This window comes from Ruminococcus sp. AM42-11 (assembly GCF_003480145.1).
Taxonomy (GTDB): Bacteria; Bacillota; Clostridia; order Lachnospirales; family Lachnospiraceae; genus Blautia_A; species Blautia_A faecis.
In genome coordinates this window covers 38,948-55,992 of record NZ_QUIO01000010.1, presented here as the reverse complement: position 1 = coordinate 55,992, position 17,045 = coordinate 38,948, and the positions used below count along the sequence as shown (strand labels likewise).

Here is a 17,045-nt window from a genome sequence, read left to right as displayed (position 1 = left end):
GCAAAAAGTCGAATTTTTTCATAAAATGGAGAAAAAGTTTTTGAGGAGCATAAGGATTATGAGAAAAGTAGTAAAATTTGGTGGAAGCTCCCTTGCAAATGCGGAGCAGTTTGAAAAAGTCGGAGATATTATCAGAAGTGAAGAGAGCAGACGTTTTGTTGTTCCTTCTGCACCAGGTAAGAGATTTGACGGGGACACGAAGGTAACAGATCTTCTTTACAGCTGTTATGACGCAGCTGCAAATGGCGGTGATTTTGAAAAGGTTTTAGAAGAAATCAAATCTCGTTATTATGAGATTATTAAAGGGCTTGGCCTAGCTCTTTCCATGGAAGAGGATTTCCAGTTGATCAAAGAGAATTTTAAAGCACAGATTGGCAGGGATTACGCCGCTTCCCGTGGAGAATATCTGAACGGCAAAGTGATGGCTGCTTATCTTGGTTATGAATTTGTGGATGCAGCAGAGGTGATCCGTTTTGATAAAAACGGAAATCTGGATTCGGAGAAAACAGACAAACTTCTGAACAAGCGTCTTTCAAAATGTGAGAATGCAGTTGTGCCGGGCTTCTATGGTGCAAAGGACGATGGAACTGTGACCACTTTTTCCAGAGGTGGTTCTGATGTGACAGGTTCTCTGGTTGCCAAGGCAATTAAGGCTGATATGTATGAAAACTGGACTGATGTATCCGGTTTCCTTGTAACAGACCCGAGAATTGTAAAGAATCCGGCTGTGATTGAGACCATCACATACCGTGAACTTCGTGAGCTTTCCTATATGGGAGCTACTGTTCTTCATGAAGATGCTATTTTCCCTGTAAGAAAAGAGGGAATTCCGATTAATATCCGCAACACCAACCGTCCGGAGGATAAGGGAACTTTTATTGTGGAGAGTACCTGCCGCAAGCCGAAATATACCATAACCGGTATTGCAGGAAAGAAGGGATTCTGTTCTATCAACATTGAGAAGTCCATGATGAACAGTGAAATTGGATTTGGCAGAAAAGTGCTTCAGGTATTTGAAGACCAGGGAATTAGTTTTGAGCATGTTCCATCTGGTATCGATACCATGACAGTATATGTTCACCAGGATGAGTTTGAAGAAAAGGAGCAGCAGGTAATTGCGGGAATCCATCGCCTGGTTCAGCCGGATTTTGTGGAAATGGAATCTGACCTTGCCCTGATCGCAGTTGTAGGACGTGGAATGAAATCCACCCGCGGTACAGCCGGAAGAATTTTCTCTGCCCTCGCACATGCAAATGTAAACGTCAAGATGATTGACCAGGGTTCCAGTGAGCTGAATATTATTATCGGTGTGGAAAACCGTGATTTTGAAAATGCAGTGAAAGCAATTTATGATATTTTTGTGCTGACACAGATTTGAAATTGAGTGGATAGGTCACCTGTCAGCAGCATTCACATATATGAAAATCTGCTCATACGTTCAGAACGTCTGGTATTCATGAATTCGCTGATGTAAGCATGTACCATTTCTGGCTGTCGTCCGGGAGTTTTAATAGTAAAAGAATGAGATAAGAGCGTAAATCAAAGGTAGTGTTAGAATTAATCTTTGATTTATGGCTCTTTTTGTATAGAAAAAATTTCGTGCCGTTTTATGATATTGACAAAACAGAACATATGTTCTAAAATGAAACAAGAACAAACGTTCTGAAATTGAGAATAATAAAGAATGCGAAACACAGATTACATAAAAGGAGCTTTGTTACGGGATGATTATTCAGGAATCAATGACATTGAAGCGGAAGCTGGAGATTTTATCGGATGCCGCGAAATATGATGTGGCTTGCACATCCAGTGGTGTGGATCGAAAGGGAGATGGAAAGGGCATGGGAAACAGCATTGCTGCCGGAATCTGTCATAGTTTTGCTCAGGATGGCAGATGTATCAGTCTTTTGAAGATCCTTTATACAAATGAATGTGTATTTGACTGTAAATACTGTATAAACAGAACCTCCAATGATGTGGTGCGTACCAGTTTTACCCCAGAAGAAGTGTGTCGTCTGACTATGGAATTTTACAGGAGGAACTATATTGAAGGACTGTTTTTAAGTTCCGGAGTAAAGGAAAGTCCAGACAGGACTATGGAAGAACTGCTTTGTACAGTAAATCTTCTTCGTAATAAATATCATTTTCAGGGATATATTCATTTGAAAGCCATTCCAGGTGCTGCTCCTGAACTGATCGCCAGGGCGGGGTATCTGGCAGATCGCATGAGCGTGAACCTGGAACTTCCTACTGCAGACGGGCTTAGGAAACTGGCACCGCATAAGAGCAGGCAAACCATTCTTCGCCCCATGAAGCAGATTCAGCAGCAGCGAGATCAGAATAAGGAGGAATTGGTTCTGTACCGTCATGCCCCTAAGTTTGTACCAGCCGGTCAAAGTACCCAGATGATTATTGGAGCTATGGGGGAGAGCGATTATCAGATCGTGTCAGTAGCAGAATCTTTGTATAAGAACTTTGCATTAAAAAGAGTTTTTTATTCGGCTTTTGTCGCCGTAAATGAAGATAAGGATCTGCTCATGTCCTTATCAGGTCCGCCTCTTTTGCGGGAACACCGGCTTTATCAGGCAGACTGGCTTATGCGGTTTTATGGTTTTCGGGCTTCAGAACTGCTTTCAGAGAAGCATCCGGATTTTAACCTTCTTCTGGATCCCAAGGCAGACTGGGCAGTGTCACATCTGGAGTTTTTTCCGGTAGAGATCAACCAGGCAGATTATTATGAACTTCTTCGTGTACCGGGAATCGGTTATACCTCTGCCAGAAGAATCATTGGGGCCAGGAGAACCCATTCCCTGGAATTTGCAGATTTGAAGAGGATTGGTGTGGTTCTGAAGCGTGCCTTATATTTTATCACCTGTAATGGCCGCATGATGTACAATACCAGGTTGGAGGAATCTTATATTACCCGTAATCTTCTGGATGAAGAGAACTGCCGGAAGCATGGGAATGAAGCTGCATTTCAGCAATTATCCCTCTTTGGAGATGAGATGGGGAGCAGAAGACTGTATACAGAAAATACAAAGAATCATGTGGACAGAAAGGTGGGAGCTATATGAATCAAGAGAAAAGAATCCTGGTATGTGAGGACTCTATGGAGGGAATTTTTTCTGCTGTCTATGATGGATGGAAAGAGTGTGCAGGCGGCTGTAAAGTGAACATTCAGACCAGTTTTCCTGTAAGCATGGAATTGTTCACTTCTTATCGGGAGATTGCTACAGATCAGAGTAAGGCTGGTAAGGTTATGAGGACGATTCTTATGAGACTGGGAAGCGAGGTTTACGAACAGATTTGTCTGGCGGCAGCTTCAGCAGATGAAGACAGGGGAACTGCCATTTATTATGTGCTGCACCGGGCTTTGGGGGGAGGCAGATGCGAAAAACGTGTAATGGAGGCACTGGCAGATCCATATGTATCCAGGGTTGCGAAAATGGCACTCTGCGTGAAGCGGGAATATCACCATTATTTTGGGTTTGTCCGTTTCAGGGAGATTGGCGGAAGGTTTCTGTTGGCAAAGATCCAGCCGGGGAATGATATCCTGTCTCTTATGGCTCTTCATTTTTCCAATCGCTTTCCCAATGAGAACTGGGTAATCTATGATGAGAAGAGGCAGAAGGCGTTGTGCCATGAGAAAGGGAAGGAGTGCGTCATGAGAAAAGAAGTGCGTATACAGGTGCCAGGGAGCGCCGTAGGGGATATGGGAGAGTACGAGGAACTGTGGCAGACATTTTGTGATAGCATATCCATTGAAGCAAGGAGGAATGAGAAACTTCAGAAGCAGATGCTTGCTTTGCATTTTCGGAGTAATATGCCGGAGTTTTCTGTGAAAGGATAGGCCGATAAGTAAAATTCGTGTTATAATGCTTACGGATAAGGTATCTTTGTTTGGAAGGCAGCAGACCAGTAAAAGGCGGTAAATTGGAAATGGACAATCCGGTAACACGAATATCAGTAAGAAATCTTGTGGAGTTTATATTGCAAAGCGGTGATCTTGATAACCGAAGAGGTACTATAGACAAAGATGCTATGTTAAAGGGCAGCAGACTGCATCGGAAGCTTCAGAAACAAATGGGCGGAGACTACAGAGCAGAGGTTGCTTTGCGGATGAATTGCAGCTATGAGGATCTGGACATTCGGTTAGAAGGTCGTGCAGATGGAATTTTTACAGAAGATGAAGTTGTCTGGATCGATGAGATTAAAGGAATATATGGAAATGTGGAACAGATGGAAGAGCCTGTGAAGGTTCATAAGGCTCAGGCTATGTGTTATGGCTATATTTACGGTGTTCAGGAAGGCTTGTCGAAGATTGGAATCCAGATGACATATGCCAATCTGGAGACAGAAGTGGTGAAAAGGTTCCGGGAGGTGATCTCCATAGAGGAACTGAAAGAATGGTACCAGAAACTTCTGGATGAATATCATAAATGGCTCAGTTATCAGAAAAAATGGAAGGAAGAGAGAAATCATTCTCTTCAGAGCCTGGAATTTCCATTTTCCTACAGAGAGGGTCAGAGAAAGATGGTGAGCAGTGTTTACCATGCAATTGGAGCCAGTCGTCAGATTTTTATTCAGGCACCTACCGGTGTAGGAAAAACTATGTCTACCATATTTCCGGCAGTTCGTGCTGTTGGCGAAGGGAAAGGGGAGACGATCTTTTATCTTACAGCCAAGACTATTACAAGAACAGTGGCTCAGGAAGCTTTTGAGGTGCTTCGGGAAAAGGGAATGAAATACAAAGTGGTGACCATTACAGCCAAGGAGAAGCTGTGTTTTATGGACGAAACCAAATGTGATCCGGTACATTGTCCTTACGCCAGGGGACATTTCGACAGGGTCAATGACGCTGTCTATGAGCTGTGGACGACGAAGAGCAGATATGACAGGGAGACTATCCGGGAGCAGGCAGAGAAATGGCAGGTATGTCCTTTTGAAATGTGTCTGGATCTGTCTGTGTGGGTGGATGCTGTAATTTGTGATTATAATTATGTGTTTGACCCTACGGTTCATTTGAAACGTTTTTTCGGGGAAGGTGCAGGTGGAGATTATATCTTTCTCATTGATGAAGCTCATAATCTGGCAGAACGGGGAAGAGAGATGTACAGCGCTTCTATTTGCAGGGAAGATGCTGTTCGGGTTCGAAAAGTTATGAAAGAAAGAGCACCCCGGCTTTACCGCTCCCTTGGAAAGCTGGATAAACAGCTGAAAGAACTACAGGTGGACTGTGGAAATTACCTCGTTCTCCCAGGCACGGGTTCCATAATTATGACGATTTTAAAGGTTCAGGGAGAATTTGATGCTTTTCTGGAAGCACATAAGGATGTGGAACTGGAAGATGAAGCAATAAAGTTTTATTTTGATATTCGCAATTTTCTGAATATTGCAGAACTGATAGATGAGAACTATGTAGTTTATGCTGAGAATGGAGAAGATGGTCTGTTTCGCCTGAAACTGTTCTGTGTAAATCCGGCAGTGAACCTGGGGGAATATCTGAAGAAAGGCCGTAGTGCCGTATTCTTTTCTGCCACATTGCTGCCCATGAACTACTACAGGAAATTGCTCAGCAACAGGCAGGACGATTATGGAATCTACGTGGAATCACCGTTTTCACAGAAGAACCGCTGTATTTTAAATGCCGGCGATGTAAGTTCCTTATATAGTCGCAGGGGATATGAGGAATATCATAAAATTGCGGAATATATAGCAAAGACTGTATGGCAGCGCAAGGGAAATTATATGGTATTTTTTCCTTCTTACAAAATGTTGGAAGAGGTTTATGCAGTCTACGAAGAAGAATTTTCTGTAAACTGGGTGAAGTGTATCTGTCAGAACAACTCTATGAAGGAACAGGAAAGAGAAGAGTTTCTTCAGGAATTTGAACAGAATCAGGAATCACTGGTAGCTTTTTGCATTATGGGTGGTATTTTTTCTGAGGGAATTGATCTGCTGGGAGAAAAACTGATTGGAGCCATTTTAGTGGGAACCGGATTGCCCCAGTTGGGAAATGAGAGGGAAATTCTTCGTTCTTTTTACACAGAAAATGGGGAAAATGGATTTGATTACGCCTATAGGTATCCTGGCATGAATAAGGTTCTGCAGGCTGCTGGAAGAGTAATCCGCACAAGGGAGGATCATGGTGTTATTCTCCTTTTGGATGAACGGTTCCGGCAGAGAGAATACAGCAATCTTTTTCCGGTGGAGTGGAATGACAGGAAAACGTGTACATTGTCAAATGTGGAAGCACAGCTGCAAAAATTTTGGGAGAGTATTCCGGACAAAATCTCTCACAAATTGTGACGTACATTTTGCAGAAAGCCTTCTTCAAACTCATTACAGAGTCTGTAAAAATATCATGGCAAACAAAGAGGTTGCATACAAAGCAGAAACAGGTTATACTGCCCTTATTAAAAGGAGAATAACATGAAAAAAGGCAAAAAAACCAGATGGCTGTATAAAGCAGCTGGAATGGCAGTCCTTTTGGGGGCAGCATTTTGGTGCAGCAACAGCGGGCTCCTGTTATGGAAGCCTGAAGTTCTGACTGTATTGGCGGAATCAGAAAGTGGCGGCAGCCTGTCATCTGTTACAGAGGAAGCTAAGATACTTCCTATTCCCAACAGTGATGGCAAATATATGTTGAAAAGTGACGGCTTTTACTGTCTGAATGAAGATGGTTCAGGAGACTGCGTTCAGGCTATACATTATTTCGACCATTTTGTTGTAGATGGAACAGTGTTTAATGGATATTATTATCACGACGAGACAGGAAAATTTAAAGCTTCTGAAGCACATCTTACAGCCATTTCACAGGAAGCACTCCCGAAAGCAGAAGATGGAACTGTGGAAGCAGGATGGACTTCGGGGATTTATGTGGTAAATAACCTTGGAAGGCTTTCCGGTACCGGAAGAGTTTGTATTCTAAAAGAAGAGATTGGACAGATAAAACTAGATGGCGGGTATTACGTTGACAGAAATGGAAGAGTGTGTCAGGAAGGTGGCATTTATTATATCCAGGAAATGAATGTGGGAGAAAAGAGATTTTCCGGGTATTATTATTTTGATGAATCAAGCGGCGTATTAGTGGAAGAAGCTGGTACTACACCAGAGGGCTTGACAATCCAAAAAGATGGCAGTATCAAGGAATTGACGGATCCGGGGATCAAAAATCTGAAGAAAGCTGTGAAGGAATTTACGGAAAATTTGGAAGGGGACTGGAGCGTCTATGTGAAAGATCTGAAGAGCGGAGAGAAGTTCTCCATCAATGATAAAGCCATATCTTCTGCAAGTCTGATAAAAGCATTTACAATGGCTGCAAGTTATGAAAATATGGAAAAAATCAGGATAGCTGAGGGGATACTTCTGAAAGCAGATCCAGCTAGTCAGACTGTGACAGACAAGCTGTTTCGGCTTATGGAGAATATGGTAACCTACAGTGACAATGAGTCTTTTAATGAAATGGTAAGGCTTCAGACTGCTTCCAATCAATTCAATGCAGGTGCACGTGTAATTAACAGGTATCTTAGGGAACAGGGCTATAAAGAGACCGCTGTGCTTCATACGCTTGCGCCTTCGAATACAGATTCGGAAGGGATTGGCAGCAGTAATATGACCTCTGTGGAGGATTGTGGCACTCTGCTGGAGAAGATTTACCGAAGAGAATGTGTAAGTCCGGAGGATTCTGACCAGATGCTGTCTTTGCTTCTGAATCAGGATACCAGAACAAAGATTCCTGGCGGGCTTAAGGAATCTGTTCAGGTAGCGAATAAAACTGGTGAAAATGATAAAAGCCAGCACGATATTGGAATTGTCTATGGAGCTAGAACGGATTATATTCTGTGTGTAATGTCTGAGAATGTAGGAAAGGAAGCAGATGCTGTTTCCAATATTCAAAGGATTTCTGCGATGGTTTATTATTATTTGAATTAGAGCATGTTTGAAAAAGGCTTTCTGCAAGATGTGCGTCACAATTTGTGGGAGATTTCGCCCGGATGAGGGTGCCGTAGCGGGCTACTGCAACCGAATTCGGGTGAAATCTCCCGCAAAGTGGGGCGTGCAGATTGCGGGAATGATTTTTTAAACACGCCCTAAGACTGTGCAGCAAACGTTATTTATGTAATAGGAAAATCCTGCAAGGCAGAATAAAATTACTTTCCAGATTCGTACAAAAAAATTGCTTGACACTAATAAAATTTTGCGATAGCATGAAGACAATAAAAGAAAAATTGAAAGGAGATTTACACCATGAAAGTAGTTTATACAGAGAAGGCACCAGCAGCAATCGGACCATACTCCCAGGCAATGATCTTAAATGGAGTATTATTCACATCTGGACAGATTCCGGTAAATCCTGCAACAGGCGAGATCAACGGAGATACCATTGAGACTCAGGCAGAGCAGGTTATGAAGAATCTTGGCGAAGTACTGAAAGAAGCAGGAAGTAGCTTTGAGAAGGCAGTTAAGACAACATGCTTCCTTGCTGATATGGGAGATTTTGCCAAGTTTAATGAAGTATATGCGAAATACTTTGTAAACAAACCAGCACGTTCCTGTGTTGCTGTGAAAACTCTTCCGAAGAATGTTCTTTGCGAAGTTGAGGTAATCGCAGAAGTTTAATAGCACTGCCCACAGGAAAATATGTCAAATGTTTTTGTATTTAAAGATATGCAAATATTTAGAATATATATTGTCAGGCCTTCTGGGGTTCACCCGGGAGGCCTTTGTCATAAATAAAAATTGTGCAGAATTCTGTTGCAACGCAGTCTGGAATGTCAGACAGAAATCCCTGGCATATTAAACTGTTGACGGATTGCTTTTTAGTTGGAAATCATGTATAATAGCGAACGATAGCATGGGGATTTTTTGCTATGCAGGAAAATCCCTTTCAAGAAGAAAGGCAGGGACGAAATGTGGATAATCTTATGAAAGTGGGAATGGGATATGATGTACACAGACTGACAGAGAACCGGAATCTGATCCTTGGCGGTGTGAAGATACCGTGGGAGAAAGGCCTGCTGGGACATTCAGATGCAGATGTACTGATTCATGCGATTATGGATGCTCTTTTGGGAGCTGCAGCTCTTGGAGATATTGGACAGCATTTTCCAGATACAGATCCGGCATACGAGGGGATTTCCAGCGTAAAGCTGTTGGAACATGTAGCCTCTCTTCTGGAAAAAAAAGGATATGGTGTAGGAAATATTGACGCTGTGATCATTGCCCAGAAGCCGAAGATGGCACCTCATATTCCACAGATGAAGGAAAACATTGCGAAAGCGCTGCATATGGAGCCTGACTGTCTGAATATCAAGGCTACCACAGAGGAGAAGCTGGGTTTTACCGGAAGAGAAGAGGGAATTGCTTCCCAGGCAGTCTGCCTTTTATACAAGAAATAATGTTGTTGTGCGCACAAGTACAAAATGCTGCAGAAGTCTGGAATTGGTAGCTGCGAAATAACATTTAGAGAAATTGACCGGAGGGAGAAATAAAATGAAGATTTTTAATACGCTGACCCGTCAGAAAGAGGAATTTGTACCCCTTGAAGAGGGAAAGGTAAAAATGTATGTCTGCGGACCTACTGTATACAACCTGATCCATATTGGTAATGCACGTCCAATGATCATTTTTGATACAGTCCGCCGTTATCTGGAATATAAAGGATACGAAGTAAACTATGTATCCAACTTTACAGATGTAGATGACAAAATTATCAAGAAAGCAATCGAAGAGGGAGTTTCCGCAGAAGAAATTTCCCAGAGATATATTGAAGAGTGCAAAAAGGATATGGCAGGAATGAACGTGAAGCCTGCTACTACACATCCTCAGGCAACTCAGGAAATTGACGGCATGATCAGCATGATCCAGACTCTTATGGATAAAGGATATGCTTATGCAGTGGCAGACGGAACTGTATATTTCCGTGTAAAGAAATTTAAAGAATATGGAAAGCTTTCCCACAAAAACCTGGATGACCTGCAGTCTGGATTCCGTGCACTTCAGGTATCAGGAGAGGACCAGAAAGAAGATCCGCTGGATTTCGTACTCTGGAAACCGAAGAAAGAAGGGGAACCATACTGGACTTCTCCGTGGTGCGATGGCCGTCCGGGCTGGCACATTGAGTGCTCTGTTATGTCTAAGAAATATCTTGGAGACGAGATTGATATCCATGCCGGTGGTGAGGATCTTATTTTCCCGCATCACGAGAATGAAATCGCACAGAGCGAATGCTGCAATGACAAAATTTTTGCAAGATACTGGATGCACAATGCATTCTTGAATATTGATAACCGTAAAATGTCCAAGTCCCTTGGAAACTTCCGTACTGTGCGTGAGATCAGCGAGCAGTATGACCTGCAGGTGCTTCGTTTCTTCATGCTGAATGCACACTACAGAAGTCCGCTGAACTTTAGTGCTGATCTTATGGAGTCTTCCAAGAATGCCCTTGAGAGAATTACAGAGGCAGCAGGACGCCTGAAAGACCGTAAGGAGAAGGCATCTGCTGTTGAACTTACTGAGGCTGAGAAGAAACTTCTTGCAGAGGCAGAAGGATATGTAAAGAAATTTGAAGAAGCAATGGAAGACGATTTCAACACAGCTGATGCGCTTGCAGCTGTATTTGAACTGGTCAAATTTGCCAATACAAATGTAACAGAAGAAAGCAGCGCCGCTTTTGCAGAAGGAATTCTTGAAATTCTTGTGAAGCTTTGTGATGTGCTTGGACTTGCTGCTGTGAAGAAAGAAGAAATTCTGGATAAAGAAATCGAAGATCTGATTGCAGAGCGCCAGGAGGCAAGAAAGGCAAAGAATTTTGCAAGAGCAGATGAGATTCGTGATGAACTCCTTGTAAAGGGAATCATTCTTAAAGATACACGTGAAGGAGTAAAATGGAAACGGGCTTAAGTGAATTAAAAGAACTGTTTGAACTGAAAGACAGGGATCTGCGAACCTATTCCCCGCTGACACTGGCTTATATTGGAGATGGTGTTTATGAACTGGTGATCCGGACAATCCTTGTTAAAAAAGGCAACTGTCCGGTGAATCAGCTTCATAAAAAGGCCAGCAGCCTGGTAAAGGCAGGAGCGCAGTCAAAGATGATGGAACTTCTGGAACCTGATCTTACAGAAGAAGAACTGGCTGTCTATAAAAGAGGCAGAAATGCACATTCCCCTACAATGGCCAAGCATGCTACAATGGCAGATTACCGCAGGGCTACAGGCTTTGAGGCACTGATGGGATATTTGTACCTGAAAGAAGATTATTCCAGAATTGTGGAACTGGTGAGAAAAGGAATTCCGGAAGAGAATTTATAAAGAACAACAGCAATGATTTTACAAAGGCAATAAGAGACAGGAGGCTGCAAATGAGCGAGCAGATTGAAGGAAGAAATGCGGTATTAGAGGCATTTCGCTCAGGAAAATGCGTGGACAAGCTTTTTGTTCTGGACAGATGCCAGGATGGACCAGTACGCACCATTATCCGTGAGGCAAGAAAAAAAGATACGATCATTAATTTTGTACAGAAAGAGCGTCTGGATCAGTTAAGCGAGACAGGCGCCCATCAGGGCGTGATCGCGCAGGTGGCTGCATATGAATATTCCACAATTGAGGATATTTTAAATAAAGCAAAGGAAAAAGGAGAAGCACCTTTCATTTTTCTTCTTGATGATATCGAAGATCCCCATAATCTGGGAGCTATTATCCGTACTGCCAACCTTGCAGGCGCACATGGTGTTATCATTCCGAAAAGACATGCGGCAGGGCTTACATCAACAGTTGCAAAAACTTCTGCAGGGGCTTTGAACTACACACCAGTTGCCAAGGTATCTAATCTTGGACAGACCATCGAAGAGCTGAAAAAAGAGGGTATGTGGTTCGTATGCGCAGATATGGGCGGAGATCTGATGTACAATCTGAATCTTACCGGTCCTATGGGTGTGGTAATCGGAAATGAGGGAGAGGGCGTGAGCCGTCTTGTAAAGGAAAAATGTGACTTTGTGGCAGCTATTCCTATGAAGGGAGATATTGATTCTCTGAATGCGTCTGTTGCAGCAGGAATCCTTGCCTATGAGGTGGTTCGCCAGAGAATGAAATAAAATCCGGAGGAAATATGGGAAAGTTCGATGGTGTAAGTGATGAAGAACTGATTGCCCGTCTGCGGGCTGGAGAGACAGCCATAGAAGATTATCTGATGGAGAAATATAAGGGGCTGGTGCGTCAGAAAGCCCGGGCCATGTTCCTCATCGGAGGAGATACAGATGACCTGATTCAGGAAGGAATGATCGGTTTGTTTAAAGCAGTCCGGGATTTTCAGACAGATAAGGAGGCATCTTTTGCAACTTTTGCCAGAGTGTGTATTGACAGGCAGATATACAGTGCCATTCAGAATTCTAACCGCCAGAAGCACCAGCCTCTGAATTCCTATGTATCGTTGAATCAGGAGGATGAAAGCAGTCCAATCTGGGAACTGAGCGTGGAGAATCCGGAATCTATCATTATTGATCAGGAGACTACAGAGGATCTTCGGAAAAGAATTTCAGATTATTTAAGTCCTATGGAAAATAAAGTGCTGGATTTGTATCTGAAGGGAAAAGGATATGTGGAAATTGGAGGAATCCTGAATAAATCTCCAAAATCTGTTGATAATGCTCTGCAGAGAATCCGCTCCAAAATCCGCGAGGTAATAAGCTAGAGCCTTTTCTAGTCCAGGAGCTGGTACAGGAAATAGAAAAATTCTATTTCCTGTATTGACTTTTTCAAAAAACATGTTATCATATCAATTAATCAATGCGTCACAGAAGACGCGTCAATTTAATCTTTAATTCAAATTTGTTAATTCAGTTATTAAAATCCATTTAATTAATTATTGTATCTTAGAAATTGTTAAAATATTAATAATTATAGTTTCTGTTTATTTCACTGATCTCAGATGTATTTATAAATCAAATCTTTTATTCTTTTTACTATTTAATTTTCGAAAAATCCCTAATGACAGATATGACCGTTCTGGTTCTTTGTAAAGGAGGTGGTACCCATGTGCTGATTTTATGGTTACTGGTCTTTTTGAGCAGTAGCTGTTTTGCAGCAGGTCTGCAAAATAACAGAAATTCCAGGAGGAAAGGAGTAAGCAGGAACGGTTCCTGCCGTGATTGATCCATGAGAAAGAAATGGATGCTGTTTGTACTAGCGTTCTGCCTTTTGGCGGGAGCAGCAGGTTCTATGGTGTATGCCTATTTAATTGACCGCCAGGAAACTGTTAACAGGATAAAGATAGTGGAGAATAAGACACACATTGAAGAAGAGTTTGATCCTCCGGCCGATCCTGGACCAGGATCGGTCATAAAGAAAAAGCCATGTATTGTAAATGATTCTGTGATTCCGGTATATGTCCGGGTCAGGGTAGTATTCAGCAATCTGGATGCACAGGCGCAGTGTGAGCCTCTTAAGATAAAAGACAGTTGGAAAACAGGAGAAGACGGATACTATTATTATCAGAAACAGCTTCAGCCAGGACAGCGAACAGATACGGTTTTTGATAATATTGTTATAAAAAACACAGTAAAAAAAGAAGATTTAGTTCCATTTGATATTCTTGTGTATGAAGAGTCGGTTCAGAGCGAAGGATTTTCTTCTCCGGAAGAAGCCTTTGCAAGACTGTAAGGAGGTGCACATGAAAAAAATGAAAAAGGCAGCACTGATCTTTGGAACCGGGTTATGTCTGGCTGTGGGAACTGGCGGCACACTTGCTTATCTTGGTGACACAGGACAAGTTGCAAACAGGCTGACATTTGCCGGGGAAAAAGGCCTGGATGCAGTTCTTACAGAGCCGTCCTGGAATCCACAGAAAGGATTACTTACTGTTCCAGGTTCTTCTGTTGCAAAAGATCCTCAGATAACCAATACATCAGAACTGAATATGAATGAGCTTGCAGCATTGAAATGTGAGTTCGTTTACAGTCAGAATTGCCCGGATAAGAGCAAAAGAGGAAAAGTCTTAAGCGTTCAGGATATGGAAAAAGTAGTCCAGGTTTATACCATTGATTATAACAGTGATGATGCCGCTAAAGGAGAATGGGTGCGATTTGCTGATCAGAAAAAGACAGACCCTGTACAGTATTTTTACTACTCGAAAGTTTTGAAAAGGAACCTGAATGGTACAGGAGAAACAACTGTTCCTTTATTTACAAAGGTCTGGGTGGATAAAAAGGTAAATAATCGCAGGCAGACCTGGATTCAGGAAATGGGCGGGGTGGAAATTAAGATTTCCGGACAGATTCTTCAGCAGATGACAGGAGAAGAATATTTTGGTCTTAACAATCCAAAAAGTGCGTATGAAGCAGGATTGTTTCATTTTTAATGAGAGAAAGGAAGAGAAAATATGAAAATGAGCAGAGGAAAAAGAAATGTATTATTTGCGGGAGCACTTTCATGTGCCATGTTATTTGGAATTGGAAACACAATGGCTTATTTCACGGAAAATTCTGTGCAGACCAATGTTTTTACCACAGGGGACCTTGATATTGGTCTGAAAGAACCGGACTGGGATCCAAATGAAAACGATGGAAAGAATATGTATCCGGGATACACGGTATACAAAAATCCAACTGTAAAGAACATCACCTCCGACAAAAACGGGGACGAGCCCTGTTATGTGAGAATGAGTGTGGACATTCTGAATAGTCAGGGGACACCGATCACAGACGATCAGGCGTTGAATCTGATTTATAAAACCATTTATTTTGATAAGACTTTTACCGGTGGATATGACAAAAAAGAAGGTAAGGCTACCGGACTGATTCAGGATAGGATTCCTGGCTACAACCTTGCACAGCTGGCAGCCTATCCAATGGTAAATCCATTGTGGACAAAGGACACGGCACGCTCCACTGCTTCAAAACTTGTTTTCAATTATATGGGAGCAAAAGGGGATGGAATTTTAAATATTGGAGAGGAGTCTACCCTGTTTACCAATATTGCGATTCCTACAGACTGGAACCAGACACAGATGCAGAAAGTTGGAAATTATCAGCTGAAAGTAACAGCACAGGCAATTCAGAGCAAAGGATTTGCTACCCAGTCAGAAGCTTACCGCATGTTGGATGAAGAAATTAAAGGAGGAACCTTGCAGGAAATAAACCGCGGCAGTGAGAACTGATCAGAAAGGAAGAGATACCATGAAGAAGCATAAGTGCACAAGTATCTGCATAACTGTGGTGGCAGTACTGCTGCTTGCATGCGGTACTGCGCTGGCTGCCTGGAATGTATCTGAATATGCAGTAAATCTGCTGTCTATGTCCTCTTACAAAAATTCCATACAGGAAAATTATGTAAGGCCAGATCATGTAGATCCGGGACAGAAAGTGGTGAAAGAGGTAAATATAAAAAATGAAGGAACTGTGGATTCCTTTGTCCGGATAAAAATTGGAAGAGTGTTTGGGAGTATCAGTGAAACCGGTCAGTTTCTGGAAAATCGGGAACTGGATCCTGAGATGATCGAAATTCATTACAACACCGATCTCTGGAAGCTGTGTGAGGACGGCTACTGGTACTATAAGGATGTATTGCCGGCAGGAAAAACCACGAAAAAGCCTCTGATGGACAGCTACTATCTCTCTGAAAAAGCAGACAACCGTTATAAGAACAAAGAGGCAAGAATTATTGTAAATCTGGAGAGTATACAGGCAGAGAGCGGCGAAATGAAAGCAATATGGGGAAAAAATGAGAAGGATCTTGGAATTACCTATCAGCCATGTACTTGCGAAGTTGTTACCAGTGTGATTTTTGACAAAAATCATAAGCTGATCATTGGCGGCGAGAAAACAGATCTGTTTGCAAATTTTAAGAACCTGCAGCCTGGATGTACAAGAAGCCAGACAATAAGGCTTGCTAATAACTCGGATTTAAACATTAAGATGAGCCTTCGGGCGGAAGCTGCCAAACAGAACAAGTACAGCAAAAAGAATCTGGAGCTGATACGGAAGCTTCTTACCAGTTATGCAAAGATTGAAATTCTGGAGAACAATAAAGTTCTTTATCATGGAACTGTAGATGGAAATCTGACGAAAAAAGGCTGGAGCATGAAAAAAGACATTTCCCTTGGTGAGTTTAAACCAGGAGCAGGAAAAAATCTGATTGTAAAATTGTCTTTAAGTGAAGAGATGGATAATGAATATCAGGAACTGTTGGGAAAAGTGAAATGGGTATTTTCTGCGAGTCAGGCCTCTTCGGATTCATCTTCCGGTCAAAATGGAAATGGTGACCGGGGGCACAATGACGATGAGAACAATGGAGATGACGGAAATAACGGCGGAAGTGGAAATAAAAGCGGAAATGGAAAGTATGGCGAAAACGGAAACAGTGGTGGAAGTGGATACAATGGTGGAGGGGAAAGCTTAAATGGAGCAGCAGGAGAAAAAGTGTATGCAACTGCGTCTGCAAGCCCTAAAACCGGAGATAACACAAATCTGCTGGCAAGATGGTTTGCGCTATTTGCAGCTGCGGTGGTTCTTGCAGTAACTGCAAGAAAACTGTACAGAAAGGAAAAAGACAGATGAGATTAAAAATCTGGGGAAAAGGTCTGTTGAAAATCATATGGGCGATTTTTGTCATTTTGTTAGTCGGACTTTCGTTTCCCCAGATATATGGCATGAAATGTTACAGCGTAATGTCTGGAAGCATGAGCCTGATTTGCCAGTTGGAAGTGCCATATATGTGAAGGAAAAGGAGCCGGAAAAAGTAGAAAAAGGGGAGATCATTACATTTACCACAGAACAAGGGAGAACAATGATTACACACCGGGTAGCAGAAAACAATAAGGAAAAGCATTTTTTTGTAACAAAAGGGGATTCCAATCAATATCAAGATACAAAACCGGTAAAGTGGGAAAATCTGCAGGGCACGGTTGTATTTTGCATCCCTTTTGCCGGATATGTGCTGAACTTTACAGGAAGCAGAACGGGTAAAATTGCGGCAGTCTTTTTCCTGTTTGCAATTTATCTGGCAACAGAAATTTTTGAAGGGCAGATAAAAAGGAGAGTGAGATAA

At 42.3% G+C, this 17,045-nt stretch carries 17 protein-coding genes and 2 pseudogenes; 18 read left to right on the top strand and 1 reads right to left on the bottom strand.

Going from position 1 to position 17,045, the window contains the following annotated elements:
• The first annotated feature begins 58 nt into the window (after nt 1–58).
• From DW904_RS07855 to DW904_RS07835, 5 genes are all read left to right on the top strand, one after another.
• On the top strand, nt 59–1,378 hold the full coding sequence (locus DW904_RS07855) for an aspartate kinase (RefSeq protein ID WP_118579127.1): 1,320 nt from the start codon (nt 59–61) through the stop codon (nt 1,376–1,378).
• A 346-nt stretch (nt 1,379–1,724) separates the two neighbouring features.
• Complete coding sequence (locus DW904_RS07850) at nt 1,725–3,074, top strand: putative DNA modification/repair radical SAM protein (RefSeq protein WP_118579124.1); 1,350 nt, start codon at nt 1,725–1,727, stop codon at nt 3,072–3,074.
• Entirely contained in the window at nt 3,071–3,850 is a 780-nt protein-coding gene (locus tag DW904_RS07845) for a TIGR03915 family putative DNA repair protein (protein WP_118579121.1), read from the top strand. The genes DW904_RS07850 and DW904_RS07845 overlap by 4 nt, the downstream gene beginning before the upstream one ends.
• Nucleotides 3,851–3,939: 89 nt before the next feature.
• Complete coding sequence (locus DW904_RS07840) at nt 3,940–6,309, top strand: ATP-dependent DNA helicase (RefSeq protein WP_118579118.1); 2,370 nt, start codon at nt 3,940–3,942, stop codon at nt 6,307–6,309.
• A 123-nt stretch (nt 6,310–6,432) separates the two neighbouring features.
• Nucleotides 6,433–7,935, top strand: a complete 1,503-nt coding sequence (locus DW904_RS07835) for a serine hydrolase (protein WP_118579115.1) — start codon at nt 6,433–6,435, stop codon at nt 7,933–7,935.
• Between the two features lie 40 nt (nt 7,936–7,975).
• On the opposite strand, the pseudogene DW904_RS25215 reads toward DW904_RS07835, so the two are convergent.
• A pseudogene (locus DW904_RS25215) lies at nt 7,976–8,026 on the bottom strand (DUF6783 domain-containing protein); the annotation flags it as partial.
• Between DW904_RS25215 and DW904_RS25210 the strand changes: the two are divergent.
• The 13 genes and pseudogenes from DW904_RS25210 to DW904_RS07775 all read left to right on the top strand — a co-directional run.
• Nucleotides 8,003–8,086, top strand: a pseudogene (locus DW904_RS25210) (DUF6783 domain-containing protein); the annotation flags it as partial. The pseudogenes DW904_RS25215 and DW904_RS25210 overlap by 24 nt on opposite strands.
• Nucleotides 8,087–8,250: 164 nt before the next feature.
• Entirely contained in the window at nt 8,251–8,622 is a 372-nt protein-coding gene (locus DW904_RS07825; protein ID WP_118579109.1) for a RidA family protein, read from the top strand.
• A 305-nt stretch (nt 8,623–8,927) separates the two neighbouring features.
• A complete protein-coding gene (gene ispF / locus DW904_RS07820) occupies nt 8,928–9,401 on the top strand; it encodes a 2-C-methyl-D-erythritol 2,4-cyclodiphosphate synthase (protein WP_118579255.1) in 474 nt (157 codons plus the stop codon).
• Between the two features lie 94 nt (nt 9,402–9,495).
• On the top strand, nt 9,496–10,905 hold the full coding sequence (gene cysS, locus DW904_RS07815; RefSeq protein ID WP_118579106.1) for a cysteine--tRNA ligase: 1,410 nt from the start codon (nt 9,496–9,498) through the stop codon (nt 10,903–10,905).
• Nucleotides 10,890–11,315, top strand: a complete 426-nt coding sequence (locus tag DW904_RS07810; protein WP_118579103.1) for a ribonuclease III domain-containing protein — start codon at nt 10,890–10,892, stop codon at nt 11,313–11,315. Before cysS ends, DW904_RS07810 begins: the two co-directional genes overlap by 16 nt.
• A gap of 50 nt (nt 11,316–11,365) precedes the next feature.
• Nucleotides 11,366–12,097 carry a 23S rRNA (guanosine(2251)-2'-O)-methyltransferase RlmB gene (rlmB, locus tag DW904_RS07805; RefSeq protein ID WP_118579100.1) on the top strand — a complete coding sequence of 244 codons (732 nt, stop codon included), beginning with the start codon at nt 11,366–11,368 and terminating at the stop codon, nt 12,095–12,097.
• Between the two features lie 14 nt (nt 12,098–12,111).
• Nucleotides 12,112–12,693 carry an RNA polymerase sporulation sigma factor SigH gene (sigH, locus tag DW904_RS07800; RefSeq protein ID WP_118579097.1) on the top strand — a complete coding sequence of 194 codons (582 nt, stop codon included), beginning with the start codon at nt 12,112–12,114 and terminating at the stop codon, nt 12,691–12,693.
• 464 nt (nt 12,694–13,157) lie between these two features.
• Nucleotides 13,158–13,661: a hypothetical protein gene (locus DW904_RS07795; RefSeq protein ID WP_118579094.1), complete on the top strand. Its 504-nt coding sequence runs from the start codon at nt 13,158–13,160 to the stop codon at nt 13,659–13,661.
• A 10-nt stretch (nt 13,662–13,671) separates the two neighbouring features.
• Nucleotides 13,672–14,358 (top strand): hypothetical protein, encoded by a 687-nt coding sequence (locus tag DW904_RS07790; RefSeq protein ID WP_118579091.1) that lies wholly within the window; start codon nt 13,672–13,674, stop codon nt 14,356–14,358.
• A gap of 21 nt (nt 14,359–14,379) precedes the next feature.
• Complete coding sequence (locus tag DW904_RS07785) at nt 14,380–15,156, top strand: SipW-dependent-type signal peptide-containing protein (RefSeq protein ID WP_118579088.1); 777 nt, start codon at nt 14,380–14,382, stop codon at nt 15,154–15,156.
• 19 nt (nt 15,157–15,175) lie between these two features.
• Nucleotides 15,176–16,555, top strand: coding sequence for a hypothetical protein (locus tag DW904_RS07780; protein WP_147422303.1), 1,380 nt, complete (start codon nt 15,176–15,178; stop codon nt 16,553–16,555).
• Nucleotides 16,552–16,716 (top strand): hypothetical protein, encoded by a 165-nt coding sequence (locus tag DW904_RS22815; protein ID WP_202187689.1) that lies wholly within the window; start codon nt 16,552–16,554, stop codon nt 16,714–16,716. Before DW904_RS07780 ends, DW904_RS22815 begins: the two co-directional genes overlap by 4 nt.
• Nucleotides 16,713–17,045: a signal peptidase I gene (locus tag DW904_RS07775; RefSeq protein WP_202187688.1), complete on the top strand. Its 333-nt coding sequence runs from the start codon at nt 16,713–16,715 to the stop codon at nt 17,043–17,045. The genes DW904_RS22815 and DW904_RS07775 overlap by 4 nt, the downstream gene beginning before the upstream one ends.

Coding starts and splice junctions, on each gene's coding strand:
- DW904_RS07855 (WP_118579127.1), top strand. CDS start 59: ATGAGAAAAGTAGTAAAATTTGGTGGAAGCTCCCTTGCAAATGCGGAG.
- DW904_RS07850 (WP_118579124.1), top strand. CDS start 1,725: ATGATTATTCAGGAATCAATGACATTGAAGCGGAAGCTGGAGATTTTA.
- DW904_RS07845 (WP_118579121.1), top strand. CDS start 3,071: ATGAATCAAGAGAAAAGAATCCTGGTATGTGAGGACTCTATGGAGGGA.
- DW904_RS07840 (WP_118579118.1), top strand. CDS start 3,940: ATGGACAATCCGGTAACACGAATATCAGTAAGAAATCTTGTGGAGTTT.
- DW904_RS07835 (WP_118579115.1), top strand. CDS start 6,433: ATGAAAAAAGGCAAAAAAACCAGATGGCTGTATAAAGCAGCTGGAATG.
- DW904_RS07825 (WP_118579109.1), top strand. CDS start 8,251: ATGAAAGTAGTTTATACAGAGAAGGCACCAGCAGCAATCGGACCATAC.
- ispF (WP_118579255.1), top strand. CDS start 8,928: ATGAAAGTGGGAATGGGATATGATGTACACAGACTGACAGAGAACCGG.
- cysS (WP_118579106.1), top strand. CDS start 9,496: ATGAAGATTTTTAATACGCTGACCCGTCAGAAAGAGGAATTTGTACCC.
- DW904_RS07810 (WP_118579103.1), top strand. CDS start 10,890: ATGGAAACGGGCTTAAGTGAATTAAAAGAACTGTTTGAACTGAAAGAC.
- rlmB (WP_118579100.1), top strand. CDS start 11,366: ATGAGCGAGCAGATTGAAGGAAGAAATGCGGTATTAGAGGCATTTCGC.
- sigH (WP_118579097.1), top strand. CDS start 12,112: ATGGGAAAGTTCGATGGTGTAAGTGATGAAGAACTGATTGCCCGTCTG.
- DW904_RS07795 (WP_118579094.1), top strand. CDS start 13,158: ATGAGAAAGAAATGGATGCTGTTTGTACTAGCGTTCTGCCTTTTGGCG.
- DW904_RS07790 (WP_118579091.1), top strand. CDS start 13,672: ATGAAAAAAATGAAAAAGGCAGCACTGATCTTTGGAACCGGGTTATGT.
- DW904_RS07785 (WP_118579088.1), top strand. CDS start 14,380: ATGAAAATGAGCAGAGGAAAAAGAAATGTATTATTTGCGGGAGCACTT.
- DW904_RS07780 (WP_147422303.1), top strand. CDS start 15,176: ATGAAGAAGCATAAGTGCACAAGTATCTGCATAACTGTGGTGGCAGTA.
- DW904_RS22815 (WP_202187689.1), top strand. CDS start 16,552: ATGAGATTAAAAATCTGGGGAAAAGGTCTGTTGAAAATCATATGGGCG.